At 48.1% G+C, this 15,339-nt stretch carries 16 protein-coding genes; 4 read left to right on the forward strand and 12 right to left on the reverse strand.

What is annotated here, in order from left to right:
* Positions 1 to 48: 48 nt before the first annotated feature.
* From ASG16_RS10975 to ASG16_RS11015, 9 genes are all read right to left on the reverse strand, one after another.
* The gene (locus ASG16_RS10975; protein WP_056490312.1) at positions 49 to 1,578 is read right to left on the reverse strand and encodes a YcdB/YcdC domain-containing protein; all 1,530 of its coding nucleotides are present in this window, start codon (positions 1,576 to 1,578) and stop codon (positions 49 to 51) included.
* Positions 1,562 to 2,143: an RNA polymerase sigma factor gene (locus tag ASG16_RS10980; protein ID WP_056490315.1), complete on the reverse strand. Its 582-nt coding sequence runs from the start codon at positions 2,141 to 2,143 to the stop codon at positions 1,562 to 1,564. The genes ASG16_RS10975 and ASG16_RS10980 overlap by 17 nt, the downstream gene beginning before the upstream one ends.
* Positions 2,118 to 3,644: a YcdB/YcdC domain-containing protein gene (locus ASG16_RS10985; RefSeq protein WP_056490318.1), complete on the reverse strand. Its 1,527-nt coding sequence runs from the start codon at positions 3,642 to 3,644 to the stop codon at positions 2,118 to 2,120. The genes ASG16_RS10980 and ASG16_RS10985 overlap by 26 nt, the downstream gene beginning before the upstream one ends.
* A gap of 161 nt (positions 3,645 to 3,805) precedes the next feature.
* Complete coding sequence (locus ASG16_RS10990; protein WP_056490321.1) at positions 3,806 to 4,531, reverse strand: DsbA family oxidoreductase; 726 nt, start codon at positions 4,529 to 4,531, stop codon at positions 3,806 to 3,808.
* Between the two features lie 136 nt (positions 4,532 to 4,667).
* On the reverse strand, positions 4,668 to 5,309 hold the full coding sequence (locus ASG16_RS10995; protein WP_017250075.1) for an ABC transporter ATP-binding protein: 642 nt from the start codon (positions 5,307 to 5,309) through the stop codon (positions 4,668 to 4,670).
* Positions 5,306 to 6,961 carry an ABC transporter permease gene (locus ASG16_RS11000; protein WP_056490324.1) on the reverse strand — a complete coding sequence of 552 codons (1,656 nt, stop codon included), beginning with the start codon at positions 6,959 to 6,961 and terminating at the stop codon, positions 5,306 to 5,308. The genes ASG16_RS10995 and ASG16_RS11000 overlap by 4 nt, the downstream gene beginning before the upstream one ends.
* Positions 6,962 to 6,963: 2 nt before the next feature.
* On the reverse strand, positions 6,964 to 8,052 hold the full coding sequence (locus ASG16_RS11005) for a Fe(3+) ABC transporter substrate-binding protein (RefSeq protein WP_056490327.1): 1,089 nt from the start codon (positions 8,050 to 8,052) through the stop codon (positions 6,964 to 6,966).
* 149 nt (positions 8,053 to 8,201) lie between these two features.
* Positions 8,202 to 9,605, reverse strand: a complete 1,404-nt coding sequence (locus ASG16_RS11010; protein WP_056490329.1) for a sensor histidine kinase — start codon at positions 9,603 to 9,605, stop codon at positions 8,202 to 8,204.
* Positions 9,602 to 10,279: a response regulator transcription factor gene (locus tag ASG16_RS11015; protein WP_048031369.1), complete on the reverse strand. Its 678-nt coding sequence runs from the start codon at positions 10,277 to 10,279 to the stop codon at positions 9,602 to 9,604. The genes ASG16_RS11010 and ASG16_RS11015 overlap by 4 nt, the downstream gene beginning before the upstream one ends.
* A 153-nt stretch (positions 10,280 to 10,432) precedes the next feature.
* Here ASG16_RS11015 and ASG16_RS11020 point away from each other — a divergent pair, with 153 nt between their 5' ends.
* A complete protein-coding gene (locus ASG16_RS11020) occupies positions 10,433 to 10,969 on the forward strand; it encodes a superoxide dismutase family protein (protein ID WP_056490332.1) in 537 nt (178 codons plus the stop codon).
* Positions 10,970 to 11,029: 60 nt separating this feature from the next.
* On the opposite strand, the gene ASG16_RS11025 is transcribed toward ASG16_RS11020, so the two are convergent.
* Both ASG16_RS11025 and ASG16_RS11030 read right to left on the reverse strand, forming a co-directional pair.
* Positions 11,030 to 11,875: a 1,4-dihydroxy-6-naphtoate synthase gene (locus tag ASG16_RS11025; protein WP_056490335.1), complete on the reverse strand. Its 846-nt coding sequence runs from the start codon at positions 11,873 to 11,875 to the stop codon at positions 11,030 to 11,032.
* Positions 11,872 to 12,534: a futalosine hydrolase gene (locus tag ASG16_RS11030; RefSeq protein WP_056490337.1), complete on the reverse strand. Its 663-nt coding sequence runs from the start codon at positions 12,532 to 12,534 to the stop codon at positions 11,872 to 11,874. Before ASG16_RS11030 ends, ASG16_RS11025 begins: the two co-directional genes overlap by 4 nt.
* Before the next feature lie 149 nt (positions 12,535 to 12,683).
* Between ASG16_RS11030 and ASG16_RS11035 the strand changes: the two genes are divergently transcribed.
* Positions 12,684 to 13,469, forward strand: coding sequence for a class I SAM-dependent methyltransferase (locus ASG16_RS11035; RefSeq protein WP_056490340.1), 786 nt, complete (start codon positions 12,684 to 12,686; stop codon positions 13,467 to 13,469).
* Between the two features lie 53 nt (positions 13,470 to 13,522).
* On the opposite strand, the gene ASG16_RS11040 is transcribed toward ASG16_RS11035, so the two are convergent.
* Positions 13,523 to 13,885: a VOC family protein gene (locus ASG16_RS11040; RefSeq protein ID WP_056490341.1), complete on the reverse strand. Its 363-nt coding sequence runs from the start codon at positions 13,883 to 13,885 to the stop codon at positions 13,523 to 13,525.
* Positions 13,886 to 14,038: 153 nt separating this feature from the next.
* Between ASG16_RS11040 and ASG16_RS11045 the strand changes: the two genes are divergently transcribed.
* Both ASG16_RS11045 and ASG16_RS11050 read left to right on the forward strand, forming a co-directional pair.
* Entirely contained in the window at positions 14,039 to 14,638 is a 600-nt protein-coding gene (locus tag ASG16_RS11045; protein WP_056490344.1) for a nitroreductase family protein, read from the forward strand.
* A gap of 248 nt (positions 14,639 to 14,886) precedes the next feature.
* Positions 14,887 to 15,087, forward strand: coding sequence for a cold-shock protein (locus ASG16_RS11050; RefSeq protein WP_048031362.1), 201 nt, complete (start codon positions 14,887 to 14,889; stop codon positions 15,085 to 15,087).
* The last annotated feature ends 252 nt before the right edge of the window (positions 15,088 to 15,339 follow it).

Here is a 15,339-nt window from a genome sequence, read left to right on the forward strand (position 1 = left end):
ACGAAACCTCCATGAAGCGTCTTTTCATGGAGGTTTGTTGCGTGCTCTTTAATTGATGACTTTGCCTGTCGTGGCTTCTATTGCCCAAGGCTGTTCGGAATCCCGGCGGATTTGGTAGGCAAGTACTGGCTCCGCCCCTTTTTCCGCTGGCAGGTTCACGAGTTCCAGTGGAGCATGCTGCACAAATTGATCAAGTGCCTCTTCCATGGAAAGCATTTTTGCCGTCTGATCAATGTGTAACCATGATAAATCCGAAAAGTTGCCCGTAAGCTCGGTAACAAGCCCGCTAGCCTGCTCGACCGACACTTTATAAGAATGATCTATGACGGGAATCCCGTTGACCTTCGGGGCAAAGGTAAACTGAATGGTGCTAGGCGACTCTTGCGATGCTTCCAATGACAACTCACGCACATCGGTTGGAAGGAATTTCTCCAAGTGGGCTATCGCGAGCGCTTTTGCCTGTTCATAGGTCGTTTCTCGGTGGTTCTTACGTCCATCTGCAGCCATCTGTGAAAACCCGAGGAATGCTCCATCATCTGTCGTCTCAACGGAGACGCCGTTGCCCTGTCCATCGTTCCAAGAGTATGAAATACCATTCGGATTTACACCGATGAATGCTTTTTGCTCTACCTTTATGTCCAACTTGCGCTCAAGCAGCTCTGCGACCTCATCAGAAGATTTCAGCACGAGTGTTTTTCCTTGTCCCGAAACAGCAACGGATTTTTTCTCTGCTTTCTCTTTGCCGATCAGCTTGCCTGTTTTCGCGTTCACATAAACATCTGATGCTACTACGTATTGAAGCCCTGGTTGTTTCTTTCCTGCATAAACGAGCCGAAGCGTACTCCCCAATTGCTGGGCTGCCCTTACTTTGTCAATCGATCCCTCACGATTGGCAGGCTGTGACGCTACGCCACTATCTTCGAGATCAGGGTAAAGAAGCAAGGTCATTTCACCTGTTTTGGGGGAGATGCGGACCATCGCGCTATTCTCCTGAAGAGGAATGCCATTGATGATTTTGCGAAAAGCCACTTCTCCTTGTGCCAAATTCGAGTGAGCATGATCCACTTCAAACTGTTTGCTTTGTGCTCCCAGCTTCTTTTGCAAATAGGCCTCTGCCTGTACTTCCAATGGTGACTTCTCACGTGTTGGTGTGGGGTGGCTCCTATCTATTGGGTTCGGTGCGGTCTCTGGTGCTAATGTCTGTGGCTGTGGATCAACACGAGTATCTGCGGCAGCTTTCTGCTTCTCCTCTGGCTTAGCCTTACTTTCAACTGGTGGGGAAGGAATAGCATTCGGTGGTGTAGCTGTTATGATAGCTGGAGGTGAGAGCGTTTTTTGCAGATCAACAGTTGGCTTCAGCGGTGAATGATAGCTCAACCACACACCCATGAATACGGCTGCTGCAAGGGAACCTGCTCCGGTGACAACTCGCTTGATCTTCGCTGCCTGCTGCATGCGATAGGCCTCACGAGTGAGCCTTTCCTTGCCCATCTGCTTCCACACTTGACGAGGTGGGGTGCTCTCCTGCCTGACTTGTTTCAGTAATTCGATTACGTGGTTTTCATCTGGCAAACTCATTGGCAATCCTCTCCTCGCAAGCGTTGCCGAGTATCTTCTGCAACGCCTTTAGTCCCCTGTGACAGTCCACTCTCACTTTTGTTTCTGGAATCGCCAAAATCTCGGCCGTTTCCTTTACGCTGTACTCCTTTATGTATCGCAAAATTACTATGATACGCTGATCGGGCTTCAGCTTTTGCAAAGCCCGTTGAATACTATGCACCTCTTCTTTTGTCTCCAGCTCCTCTTCTGGAAGGCCCTCCGTAGACTTCATGAGGGCCAACCAGTTGTCTGAGAACAAACGCTGCCACTTTTGCTTGCGGTAATGATCAATCGCAACATGCTTGGCGATGGAAAAAAGCCATGTCTTCATTGCAACCCGACCGTCATACCTCGGCAGTATTTTTAATAGTCGTGTAAATACTTCCTGCACCATGTCTTCTGCATCTTCTTGTCTGCCCGTAAAGTAGAGCAAGAAATAGTAGATGTCATCATAGTGAGCCTCGTAAATAACCCCGATTCGTTCCGCCAAATCGCCTGACAACTGGCTCCCCCCTTTCTTATTCGGTTGCTTCTCCTTCTCCATAAGTGTAGAACTCACCGGTCAGAGCATCGATCTCTTCTTTAGGAACGAGTGGCGAAATATAAACGAGCTCGGCTACGTTTTTATTTTCCTCATCCAAGGAGTAATACAGCTTCATTGGATATTTTCCGAGAAATTTCTTGGCTGCTTCCTCTTGTGTTAGGGCATTCTTGATGTCCGGCAGCTTGATCGTTTGAGCGATTCTCCAATCTAGTAAAGTCGCTTTTCCCGTGGCTGCATCTATGTGTGCCTGCCTAAGCATACCATCTACCGGATACCCTTCATGAAGCATGGTAAAGTCAAAGTTGTACAAATTTTGATCGGGTTCATATCGATTGGCGGTGACGACCATTTCTTTATCGGTGAGAGGAAGGAACTCAGACATGGCTTCCACAGCAGCCTTTAGCGCCTGCTCTTCGCTCAGCTTTTTGTCTGCCTCACTTTTCCGCTTTGTGTCCAATACTTGATAATTCGTGACCTTTCCTGTCTTGGTTTCGAAGAAGATATTGGCAATGAACTCGTCCTCCGTCGTCCACAAATAATTGCTGACTCCGGTTTTCGGGTCGCTCGCTTCCTGAAAAGTTGCGCGTCCTTTTGTGGGGTTGTATCCTGTCTTAGCTGCCAAGAAAGCCGCTGCCTCTTCTTTCGACTTGATGATCGTTTGCTTTGCTTTTGGTTGGAACTGGATGATTTTGTTGTTCGGTTTGGCCGGCAGTTCGGCTCCCATGCTCGCATTAATTTCCTCGAGAGAAGGCGTGTACAAGAACCTGTAGCTTTGCCCATCCGCACTCTGTCCGTAGTAGGGCTTCATCGCAGAAGCAAACATCGCTTCTACCTTTTCTTTTGCATGCACCTTTTTTGGATCAGCGAATTGAATTTTTCTAAGGTCCTGTTCCATTTCAACTGGCTCTGCATACCCGTCGCCTCTTGCCAGATGCTGAATTTGCCCTTCGCTATTGATGGCGAAATTCAGTGTATCATTGCGGAACGGAATCCCGTTTACCATTTTGCGAAACAAAATCGAAGAATTCCGATTGGAGGCCTCCTCGTCCAACTGATAGTCCGCCATATCCTCGCCATACCATTGCTTCATGAACTCCGTTGCCTTTTTCTTCGCATCTTCTAGGGGATAGGTGGAGGAGAAACCTCCTTTGCCTGTGATATGGCTGAAAAATTTGACTTCACCTGAATGTTGATCGACATGTATGCTCACAAAGGGAGCTTTATTCTCCTTCGTTTGATACTTTTTTACTTCAATCCGAGATGTCTCTGCGTTCATCCCCAATTCAGTGATTGGATAGTCCCTTAAATAAGGCACAACTTGAACGAGTCTCCCAACAGACTTTTCGATTTTCTTGATCAGCTTCTCATCGATTGCGCCATCGCCTTTACTCTCTTCCTGAGCTGTTACGCTCGATTCTTTTGCCGCCATAGCACTGATAGGTGCCGTGACAACCAGACTCGCTGTCATGAGTACAAATACACTTTTCGTCCATTTATTCATGTTTCATCCCTCACTCGCTCTATTTTTAGGTCACTTGTATCTCGAATGTTTACTCTCTGACCATTATTCGAATGGGGACGATTTTTGTTTCAGGATAAATGAAATTTTTCCCACAAAAAAACCGACTCCTTTTTCGGAATCGGTTGTTGCCTAGCTAAACCTTATATTTTGCAGGAGCCATCTGCGCAATTGTCGCCGGATTGCTCGTCTTTTTTCTCGTCGTTCTGCACGAATTTCAGAGCAGGAGCTGCGCTTTCTTCTTCCCATACCTGGTTCAATGCGCCTAAAAAGACTTCTCCTGGCTGCGCACCAGAGACTGCATATTTGTTATTGATGACAAAGAACGGTACACCCGTGACACCCAAATCGTTGCCTCTTTGTTTGTCCTCTTGTACTTGCTCTCTGTATTCGTCTCCTGCCAGCATGGCGAGCGTCGCTTCCTTGTCCAAGCCCACCTCAGAAGCAAGCTGTGCCAGCACCTCGTGGTCACCGAGATGGAGTGATTCGGTAAAGTACGCCTTCAGCAGGCGCTCCTTCATTTCCTTCATTTTTCCATGCGCATGAGCAAAGTGCGTCAAGCGGTGCGCATCGAATGTATTGGTCGGAATCATCGTGTCAAAATGATAGTCGAGACCGACGCCTTTTGCCATTTGGGTTACTTGGTCGTTCATCCCCTTGGCCTGTTCGAGCGGAATGCTGTACTTGGCTGCCAGTACTTCATGCATGTCCATATCGGTATCGCGTTCCATCTGCGGGTCGAGCTGGAAGCTGCGATATACGACCTCTACTTGATCCTTATGCGGAAATTGAGACAGCGCTCCTTCCAGACGGCGCTTTCCGATATAGCAAAACGGGCAGGCAAAATCAGACCAAATTTCAATTTTCATGTTCCATCCTCCTCTATTTGAACGGTGCAGATCAAAAGAACAGCAGACCGTACACTGCAAAATTCGTCGTATGCACATTATACAACAACGCACGGTACGACTATGCACTTTGGAGGCTGATAGCTACTATTTGCCCTTAACGAGTCATGCGAATGATGCGGTCACAAATCGTTTCCGCATCTGCTTTGTCATGCGTGACCAGGATCGAAGTCATCTTGGCAGCTCGCAGCATTCGCTTCAAGTCATCGCGTATTTTCGTTTTCAGCTCGGCATCCAGATTACTGAATGGCTCATCCATCAACAAGATAGCCGGTCTAGGTGCCAGTGCACGCGCAAATGCGACCCGCTGCTGCTGTCCCCCGCTCAGCTCATGTGGATATCGCTTGCCGTAGCCTTCGAGCTGTACGAGGGCCAACATCTCTTTCAAACGAACCAGACGCTCTGCTTTGGACAATCGATGCAGGCCGAACAAAATGTTTTGCTCGACAGTCAAATGCGGAAACAGCGCATAGTCCTGAAAAATCATGCCGATCCCGCGTTGCTCAGGCTCCACAAACTGCCCCTGATCAACCAACACTTTTCCATCGATCTGGATGCGACCGCTCTTCGGGGACTCCAGTCCGGCTATCAAGCGAAGCAATGTACTTTTTCCACAGCCGCTATTCCCCAGCAGCCCGACAACTTCCCCCTGCTCCATCTGTAAGGAAAAATCCCGGATGACGCTGCCATTCCCGCTTGCATAACCAAACGTCAGGTTTTTCACTTCAAAAAAAGTCATTTTGCCTGTCTCTCTCCTAACCAGTGATAGAAAATAACGGAGACGATCCCCACTGCAATGATACAGAGCGAAGGAATCGCGGCCTGATGAATTTGTTCATCGCTCGCATATTGATACGCCTTCGTTGCCAGCGTCTCGAAGTTATAGGGACGAAGGAGCAAGGTAAGCGGCAATTCCTTCACGATTTCCATGAACACCAGGATAAAACCAGTGAGCACAGCCCCTTTGATTAATGGTAAATCCACCTTGAAAAAGGTTCGTGTCATGCTCATCCCGAGCATACGTGCCGCTTCTGAATAACGGTTTCCCGTCTTCTCAAACCCCGCTTCGACTGCGTTGAATCCGACTGCAAGAAAGCGGATGATATAGGCAAACGTCAACATGAACAAGGACATGCTGAGTACCAGCTTGTTTGCCCCTAAGCCCAGCCAGCTATAAAAGGAACTCAGCTCTTTATCTACGGACATCACCACCGCCATTACACCGATGGACAAGACTGCCCCCGGAATGGAATAGCCCATGGAAATCAAGCGAGTCAGCGCCACAGCGAATATCGAGCCTCGGGAGAATCGGATGACATTCGCTACGATTACCGCGAGCAACATCAAGATGGTGATTGAGATACAGGAGATGAACAGCGTATTGTTCAAGAGCTTCCAGAAGGTCTGGTTCAACACTTCCCCATACGTCCACGTCGCCCAGACAACCAACTGCCCAACAGGGATTACAAACGAAAACGAAACAATAACCAATCCGAAGATTACGGCAGCGTACATCGGCATTCCACGCAATTTTCTGCGTGTGAGCGGCGTGCTCCTGTTCGTAGGAGAGCTGTATTTTTTTCTTTTACGCACGAGTCGTTCGACGATAAAGATCCCGATAATCAACGTCATGAGCCAGGCGGACAAACGGATGGCCGAATCTACGTCATACATGCCAAACCACGTCTTGAAAATAGCCGCTGTAAAAGACTGAATCCCAAAATGCTTCGTCACGCCAAAATCATTGAGCACTTCAAATGCCACCAGACTCGCGCCACCAACGATGGCTGCCTGCGACATAGGCAGGACGATACGAAAAAAGATATGCGCCTGGTTTTTTCCGAGCAATCTGGCATTTTCAATGAACACAGCACTCTGTTTTTCAAGAAAGGTTTTCGTAATCAAATAGACGTACGGGAACAAAAACAGGGTGAATATAAAAATAGCGCCCTTCATCGACATAATGTCAAAGTAGCGTTGATCGAGCGTCAATCCGAATGCATCGCGCAAAAACGTCTGGATGCTCCCCGTATAGCTGAGCATGGAGCCGTACGTGTATGCTGCGATATACGGAGGAATCGCCAGCGGCAGTACAAAAGCAAATGAAAAAAAGCGACGCAATGGAAAATCGTAAGCAGCGACCAGCCAAGCCAAGGTCACACCTACGATGATCGTACAGGCTCCGGTACCGAGCACGAGCCATAACGATTGCAGCGCGTAATCCAGCAGCATGTACTCTTGGATATGCTGCCAGTTTTCATTCTGTTTTTGAAAGAGTCCGAAAAAAATATAAAGAGACGGGAGAAGGGCCAAAAAGGCCCCTATCACGCTCAGCGTTACCCACCCGTTCAGTTTTCGTCTCAGGCTTCTACGCAAAAGTGCTCCCGTCATGCTTATTTCCAACCTGCTTGATTCAGCAGTTCTACCGCTTTTTTGTTATACTCGCCGAGCTTGGCAAAGTCGAGCTTTTGTGTTTTGAATTCTCCCCACTCTTTCAAAAGAGCTGGCTTGTCTGCCTCTGCATTGACAGGGAACTCGTAGCTTCCGTTTGTCAGCATCGTTTGAGCCTCTTTCCCTGTGACGAACTCAATCAATTTCACGGCATTGTCCTTGTTTTTCGCGTGCTTGGTCAAACCAATACCGCTGATGTTCAGGTGTGTGCCTGTCGTTTCTTGGTTCGGGAAGAAGACACCGATGTTTTGCGCAACTTTTACTTCCTCTGCATCTTTAGAGTTCAGCATTTGTCCAACATAGTAGGTGTTCATGATCGCAACGTCACCGACTTTGGCAACGACAGCTTTTGCCTGATCACGGTCTCCACCTTCAGGCTTGCGCGCGAAATTGTTTACCAGACCCTTTGCCCAATCCAATGCAGCCTGCTCGCCATTCAGCTCAATAAAAGAAGCAACGAGTGACTGGTTGTACAGGTTGGAAGAAGAGCGAACCAATACTTTGCCTTTCCATTTATCTGTAGCCAAATCTTCATACGTAGACAACTGCTCTGGCTTCACGCGATCCTTCGCATAGACGATCACACGCGCACGGGTAGCCATACCGATCCATTGGTTGTCAGGATCACGCAGTTCTTTCGGTACGTTTTTCTCTACTTCAGCAGATTGAATCGGTTGTAGCACGCCATTTTGTTTCGCATAGTTCAAAACACCACCGTCAACCGTGATGAACAAATCCGCTTCGGAGCTCTCTCCTTCACGCTTCAAGCGCTCAACCAGCTCTTCTGCTGTACCCTTCACTTCGTTTACCTTGATGCCTGTTTGCTTCGTGAATTCTGCGAACAGTTTGCTATCAATATCGTAATGGCGCGCTGTAAATACGTTCACGACTTGCTCTGTGGCAGCCGGCTCTTGTGCCTTTGGCGCTTCTGTTTGCGGCTGGGCAGTATTCGCGCCGTTTCCGCATGCAGCAAGTAAAGGCAATGTTAGCATCGTACTCAGCATGACCGCCAGCATCGATTTGTTTCTCATTTTGATTCTCCCTCTCTATCGCAGTGATTATTGATAATGAATATCATTGCCAATTGACAAGGCTTATTGTAACGAACAAAAATGAGAAAATGCTGTGAAAATAAAAAAACTCCCCAATTATTTTTAGTGAGATGTGGATCGGTTGAAAATCACTGACGAAGCGGCACAAAAACAGTCACAGTCGTCCCTTTCTGCTCCACACTCTGAATCGTTATGCTTCCGTTGTAACGTGCAAGCAATCGTTTGGCGATGGCAAGGCCGAGCCCATACCCGCTCTCTCCGCTGTTTCTTGCTTTGTCTACCCGATACAATCGGTCCAAGACATACGGCAAATCCTGCTCGGGTATGCCGATTCCTTCATCTAAGATTTCCATACAGGCTACATTTTCTTGCACCATGGCCCTCACGCAGATTCTCCTGCTCTCCCCGGAATATTTGACCGCATTATCCAAAAGGATCAGAAGCACTTGCTCCAGGTGCTCTTCTGATATGGAAAGGATTTCTCCAGCCAAAGGCGCAAGTTCTTGGTCGATCGTAAATGTCGGCTGAATCATGGCGAATTTCTTGATCATGTGACAGACAGCCCGATCCGGATCATGCAGCGCGACATCCTCTTCGATCTCCACATGCTCCGCTCTTGTCAAAGCGAGCAGCTCCTGCACCAGTCCTTTTAGTCTGGCGAGCTCTTGAATCGAAGTCTGCAAGGACTCCTCCAAAACAACTGGATCATTTTTGCCCCATCGCCGTAGCATTCCCAGATGCCCTTCGATAATCGCGATCGGCGTCCGGAGCTCATGCGAGGCATCTTCGACGAATTGTCTCTGCTGCAAAAAGGAACGCTCCACCTGATCCATCATTTTATTGAACATTTTCATCAAGGTCGCGATCTCATCCTGATTATCGTGAAACTGCACACGTTCATGGAACCCTTTTTGCCGGACGTTGCTCATCGTTTCATTCATCGATTGCAGGGGCTTAAGCAACTGCCGCGCAAGCAATCGACCACCCAGACCGCTTATGATCACAGCGGTCAAGCACCCAATTGCCATGACCTGAAAAAGCGCACCACTCAACTGCTCAAACTCTTTCATATTCTTCAGAATCATGACGGTCCCATTAAATTGAAAGATCGTAAGCGGACTGCTCATGATCAACAGGTCACCACGCACTTCTTGGGTTTGGGTGCGAATCCACTGAACAGGGGGAAGCGGTGGCAGTGTAATATCTTGAAAGTTTTCCGAGACAACGACAATCGGATTACCCTCTTCGTCTAAAATGCGAATCATCTGGTTTCGTTGATTGATTTTCTCCAGGAAGCTGCGCAGCTCTCCGAGGTCCTTTCCCTCAAAAGATTGCTCTTTTTCCAGTGCGTAGTTGAGGAACTCTCGCATCGTTTGTTGCACAACCTGCTGCTCTTTATTAAACATCCACTTCTCTACAAAAAAATATTGGAAGCTATTATAGCCAATGAATACGAGAAAAAGCAGAAGTGACGACCAGAGTGTCAGCTTCCATTTGATCGGGAGCTTTAAGAATCTCGATGGTCCTCTCATTTTCGCATCACATAGCCAATTCCGCGTACAGTCGAGATATAGCCGTCCTCATTGGGCGAATCGATTTTATTGCGTAAATACCGAACGTACACATCCACAACATTGGTCTCCACAGCCGCCTCGAATCCCCACACGGTATCGAGTAGCACCTCGCGAGGCAAGACTCGATTGATGTTTTTCATGAATGTCACGAGTAAATCGTACTCTCTTTTGGTCAACTCAACAGGTTGATTATTTTTGGTGACGATACGTCCCTCCATTTGGACCACCAGCCCTCGGTGAGCAAGCATGGTTCCGGGGACATTCTGCTGCTCTTCCTGACGGCGAAACACAACGCGTATGCGTGCCAACAGCTCCTCGATCGCGAATGGCTTCGGAATATAATCATCGGCACCACTGTCCAAGCCTGAGACGCGGTCCATAATACTGTCTCTGGCTGTCAGCATAATAATCGGCGTTTTTTTCACGCTGCGAATTTTTTGACAAACCGCTATACCATCAAGCCCTGGAAGCATGACGTCCAATAATATGACATCCCATTCTTCCTGCAAAGCGAGCTCGAGTCCTTTATGTCCATCATGCGCGACTGTAATCGCAAACGATTCGTAGCGCAACTCCAGTTCAATAAATCGGGCCATATTGATCTCATCTTCTATCAGCAGCACTCTTTTCACGTTTTGCCCACCCTTTTACCCATGCCGGGGAATTCCACCTGATTGTAGATGAAAATAATTATCAGCGTCAATGTTCTCCTACACAGCCCAGTAACCATACGCCCATCTCTAACATAGGATATGGCAAACTGGATAAATGTAAGGTGGTGTACCATGTACGGATATCAACCATATGAATACCCATACGAATATGACTTGCGAGCCGTGTCCTCACAACATGGGCGGAGAACAGGACAATCCTTTGCCGAAATTCAGGGCGGTCCACTGGCACCGAATCTGAATGGATATGTTGTGTTTACCGATGTCCCCTACGGTACCGAAGTTTTCGTGGAGGTCAGCGGTCTCCCCGCTTTCCAGCCATCCGCTGGCAATCAACCGCAAATTGGGCCATTTGGTTTTCATTTGCATGAGCATGGCGTCTGTACGGTAGGAAATTCGAATGATCCCTTTGCCGCAGCAGGCGGTCACTGGAACCCTACGCATCAGCCACACGGCAACCACGTAGGCGACTTCCCTGTGCTGTTTTCCAATGACGGCTATGCAAGAATGACTTTTTTCACAAACAAAATCAATGCAGCAGATGTGGTCGGCAGAACCGTGATCATCCATCAAAGTCCCGATGACTTTCATTCGCAGCCGGCAGGAAATAGCGGAAAACGACTGGCATGCGGATTGATCTACGCTGGCTAAAGCTTCAATCGAACAGGAAAAGGGGGCAGCCCTGTAAGCTGCCCCCTCCCTTTATTTCAGCTATCGCCGTAATGTCGACAAATCAAATGCTGGTACTAGCCCTTCCTCGGCTGCACGACCGAGCAACGCCTCGACAGCTGCATAACCATCGTTACCCAAATTTCTCGTAAATTCATTCACGTACAAGTTAATATGCGCTTTCGCTACCTCCTTGGACAGCTCTTGGGCATGGGACATGACATATTCTTGTGATGCGGTTGGATTCGCCCATGCATATTCGACAGAGGAGCGCGTCCAATTGGTCAGAGCCTCAATGTCCATTGATTTTTTCGCGATGATGGCACCCAACGGAATCGGCAGACTGGTATCAGACTCCCACCAGTTGCCCAAGTCCGTCATGAGAGACAGTCCATAGTTTTGATACGTGAAACGCGCTTCATGGATCACGAGTCCCGCATCGATCTTGCCGTCTCGTACAGCAGGCATAATCTCATGAAACGGCATGACAACGATCTCGCCAACACCACCCGGGACATTTTGTGCAGCCCAGAGCCGGAAAAGTAAATAAGCTGTGGAGCGCTCACTCGGAACTGCTACACGTTTGTTGGACAAGCGTGCTGGATCCTTCGTACTCTCGCCAGAATTTCCTTGGGTCAAAACGAGTGGCCCGCATCCTCTGCCCAGTGCGCCGCCGCAAGGGAGCAACGAGTAGTTATCCATCACCCATGGCAATGCCGCATAGGAGATTTTCATTACTTCAGGGCCTTCCCCCTGTGCAGCAAGCGTATTCGTAATATCGATATCTGCGTACATAATATCGAGCTTTGGCGCACCCGGAATCAAATTATGTGCCCAAGCATGAAAAACAAAAGTGTCATTCGGACATGGTGAAAACGCAATTTTCATGATAGTACCTCCCGTAGTACAGAGCTTCCCTTTTCCAGAGATTCCAACGCATCTTTTATCCGCCAAGCGGATTTATCCCGCGGTCCAATTGCATTCGATACCGTGCGAATTTCCAGAACAGGTCGTCTGGCAGCCTCGGCAGCAGTCGCAACGCCATACCCCTCCATCGCTTCAGCTAGCGCGTCTGGCATCCGCTGTGCCAAAGCCGCGGCTGTTTCTGCTGTGCCCGTCACGGTCGATAGTGTAAGTACAATGCCTTTTTTGGCGGCCAAGCCTGCTGCCCTCATTGCTTCCGTTGCCCGCTCGACCAATTCCTGATCGACACTTACCCGAGCTGATCCAAATCCGAGCTCGTCCACACTGCAAAAGCCCTCAGGCGTTTCTGCCCCCAAATCCGCACAAATAATCTCTGTCGCGACAACCAGCGACCCAATCTCTGCTTGTCCCACGAATCCGCCGCATATTCCTGCACAAATGACCAGATCGTAGTCCGCGCGAGCAAGCGCTCTGGCTGTACTCGCTGCGGCGGCTGCTGGCCCCACACCCCCAGCGATGACTGTGAAACGCTTATCTCCTTGTATGCCGCGCATTACCGCATCCCGTTCTGCGTCAACAGAGGTCACGACCAGAATGCTTCTATATTGTTGTGACAAAATCATTTGCCCTGGCTCCTTTCAACCGCTTTCCCTCTTCCACGTTATCGCTACTTTTCGTTCATGTAAAGGCGTTTAAAGAGTTTGTCAAAAGACAGGGAAATAATTACAATGAAACCTGTTGTGCATTTTCGTTAGATGAGAGGTGACCGCTCATGCTTCATCCACAGAATCCGAACACCCATCCCGACTGGCTCGCCCCCCACTCTCTGGCCTGGTACGCTCAGCTAGGCGCAATGACTGGTGAATACGTATACCCGTGGCGCTCTACCATTACGGAACCAAATGGCGAGTCGCTTTTTATGGAACAAATTAGTCGTATGGTTCCGAATCAATCCGTTCTCGATATCGGCTGCGGGCACGGCGCATTCACACTGAACTGGAGCCGTTCTGCTAAAGAAATTGTCGGTTTGGATGTGACAGAAAACTTTGTGCAAAAGGCCTGTACGCAAACACCCGAAAACGTCTCCTTCGTTGTCACCAATACGAAATATACCCTCCCCTTCCATGACGATACGTTCGACTGCGCCTACAATCGCAAGGGACCTACCTCCGCCTATCCAGATATAGCACGCGTCGTCAAAAGAGGAGGCTCATTCATCGGATTACATCCGGGCGATCAATTGTCCGCCGAATTATTCGAATGGTTTCCTCATTTATTTGGTTCACGTCCAACTGACACTCCGATCCTGCAAAATCTACAGGAGAGACTCAGACAAGCTGCTTTCCAGCGAGTGGATATTCAGACGGTGATCGCCACTGAGTATTTTCAGACCCCGCTCGATGTCATTCGCATGCGTTGCTTCGGGCAAAGTCCCACTATTCTCACGTCCGTCATCGATCAACACATGGAGAGTGTAATGCCGATTTTTGATCACTATGCGACTTCTGACGGTCTGCCAACTACGCATATGTATTACCTCGTTCGCGCGATGGTTTGATTCGTCCTGTGAAAAAACCTCCAGCCGCATTTGGCCAGAGGTCGTCACTACGCTTATCCTTTTAGCAAATAGCTGTTGCCATCTTCATCCTGAAAAGTCGCATAGGTCCCCCACTGCATCTTGTTCAGTTCTCCTTGAAACGCAACACCGTTCGCGCGCATCGTTTCGTATGTCTTTTCAATTTCTGTACATTCAAAAACGATCGAGGCCTTTTGTTCCTGCCAGTTGCTCATCATACTTTTCGGATAGAGTACCAAAGCAGTCTGGGCACCTGCTGGTCCTACCTCCAGCCAACTGCTGTTTGGTCCCATCGGGTGCTCTTGCTTGACTTCAAATCCAACCTTTTCTGTCCAGAACACTTTTGCACGTTGCTGATCTTCTACGTAAACAGCTACCGTTGCCATTTTGGTAATCATAATATCCTCCCTTAAAAGCTTGTACCTTGCCACATCCCCATTGTAACCGAAAGAAAGCCAGCTTATTGCAAGTAGAAATCCAAACGCAAGTATAAGCTCCTCCCTTTCAATGCATCATGTTAAGGTAAAAACAAGTCGCAGGAGGAATGAAGAGTGAGTAAAGATTTTTATTCAGCCTTACAAAACAGAAGAACGTACTATGGAATCAGCAAGGAAAATGTTGTATCTGATGAGCGCATTAAAGAAATCGTGCAGGAAGCAGTAAAGTACTCACCATCCGCATTCAACTCCCAAAGCGCTCGCGTTGTAGTTCTCTTGGGTGCAGAGCACGATAAGCTGTGGAACATTACCAAGGAAACGCTGCGTAAAATCGTTCCCGCTGAACATTTCGGCTCGACCGAAGAAAAAATGAATGCCTTCAGTAGCGGCTACGGCACCGTACTTTTCTTTGAAGACCAGAGCGTCGTCGAGAATCTGATGCAGCAATTCGAAGCATACAAAGATAATTTCCCGATTTGGTCCGAGCAATCTTCTGGAATGCTTCAGTTTGTTGTGTGGACTGCATTGGAAATCGAGGGCTTCGGTGCTTCCTTGCAGCATTACAATCCACTCATCGATGAAGAAGTCCAACAAACGTGGAAGCTCCCTAGCACATGGAAGCTGAGAGCACAAATGCCTTTTGGCAAACCAACCGCCCAACCAGGTGAAAAACAATTCCAACCTTTGAATGAGAGAGTGAAGTTCTTTTCCTAAGTAACATTTTGCTCCATGTTCGTAATGGACGGCTCAGAGATTTCGTACTCGGGCCGTCCTTTCGTTTTATTGAGCGATTGCTTTCCTCTTTCGTCTGTGATAATATTACCTTAAACAAAAGATTCTTATTAAAGCGTTCACATATTGTAAAGGGTTTACACTTATGTTTGAACCTTTTACAATGTGTGAATTTTATTTTATATAAATAAAAGTTACATATTCATTTTATTTTGTTGGAGGTAACACCCATGCAAACAGGTACAGTTAAATGGTTCAACGCAGAAAAAGGTTATGGTTTCATCGCAGTTGAAGGCGGAAACGATGTATTCGTTCACTTCAGCGCAATCCAAGGCGACGGTTTCAAAACCCTCGAAGAAGGCCAACGCGTTGAATTCAACGTGGTTGAAGGCAACCGTGGACCACAAGCTGAGAACGTAGTAAAACTGTAAATTACACATAAAGCTGCCCTTGCGAATAACAAGGGCGGCTTTTTTTTCCAGCACTTTCTCCTCACATAATTCGTTCTTTGTTCCTAAAGGGCAGTTGACATTAGCCATGCCTCCCCATATAATCTCTTTATAATGCAGAGTAAAGCAACGGCGCTTTCTAGCATAAAATATTCAGAATGTACACAATGGAATAAACGCGACACGTATTTTCCGTTTATTTTTAGCGAGCTATGAAAGCGGTTCCAGTTGGCT

Source organism: Brevibacillus sp. Leaf182 (genome assembly GCF_001423865.2).
GTDB classification, from domain to species: domain Bacteria; phylum Bacillota; class Bacilli; order Brevibacillales; family Brevibacillaceae; genus Brevibacillus; species Brevibacillus brevis_C.

Bases quoted from the DNA above. Each gene is read 5' to 3' on its own strand.
- ASG16_RS10975 (WP_056490312.1), bottom strand. From the start codon at position 1,578: ATGAGTTTGCCAGATGAAAACCACGTAATCGAATTACTGAAACAAGTC.
- ASG16_RS10980 (WP_056490315.1), bottom strand. From the start codon at position 2,143: ATGGAGAAGGAGAAGCAACCGAATAAGAAAGGGGGGAGCCAGTTGTCA.
- ASG16_RS10985 (WP_056490318.1), bottom strand. From the start codon at position 3,644: ATGAATAAATGGACGAAAAGTGTATTTGTACTCATGACAGCGAGTCTG.
- ASG16_RS10990 (WP_056490321.1), bottom strand. From the start codon at position 4,531: ATGAAAATTGAAATTTGGTCTGATTTTGCCTGCCCGTTTTGCTATATC.
- ASG16_RS10995 (WP_017250075.1), bottom strand. From the start codon at position 5,309: ATGACTTTTTTTGAAGTGAAAAACCTGACGTTTGGTTATGCAAGCGGG.
- ASG16_RS11000 (WP_056490324.1), bottom strand. From the start codon at position 6,961: ATGACGGGAGCACTTTTGCGTAGAAGCCTGAGACGAAAACTGAACGGG.
- ASG16_RS11005 (WP_056490327.1), bottom strand. From the start codon at position 8,052: ATGAGAAACAAATCGATGCTGGCGGTCATGCTGAGTACGATGCTAACA.
- ASG16_RS11010 (WP_056490329.1), bottom strand. From the start codon at position 9,605: ATGAGAGGACCATCGAGATTCTTAAAGCTCCCGATCAAATGGAAGCTG.
- ASG16_RS11020 (WP_056490332.1), top strand. From the start codon at position 10,433: ATGTACGGATATCAACCATATGAATACCCATACGAATATGACTTGCGA.
- ASG16_RS11025 (WP_056490335.1), bottom strand. From the start codon at position 11,875: ATGAAAATTGCGTTTTCACCATGTCCGAATGACACTTTTGTTTTTCAT.
- ASG16_RS11030 (WP_056490337.1), bottom strand. From the start codon at position 12,534: ATGATTTTGTCACAACAATATAGAAGCATTCTGGTCGTGACCTCTGTT.
- ASG16_RS11035 (WP_056490340.1), top strand. From the start codon at position 12,684: ATGCTTCATCCACAGAATCCGAACACCCATCCCGACTGGCTCGCCCCC.
- ASG16_RS11040 (WP_056490341.1), bottom strand. From the start codon at position 13,885: ATGATTACCAAAATGGCAACGGTAGCTGTTTACGTAGAAGATCAGCAA.
- ASG16_RS11050 (WP_048031362.1), top strand. From the start codon at position 14,887: ATGCAAACAGGTACAGTTAAATGGTTCAACGCAGAAAAAGGTTATGGT.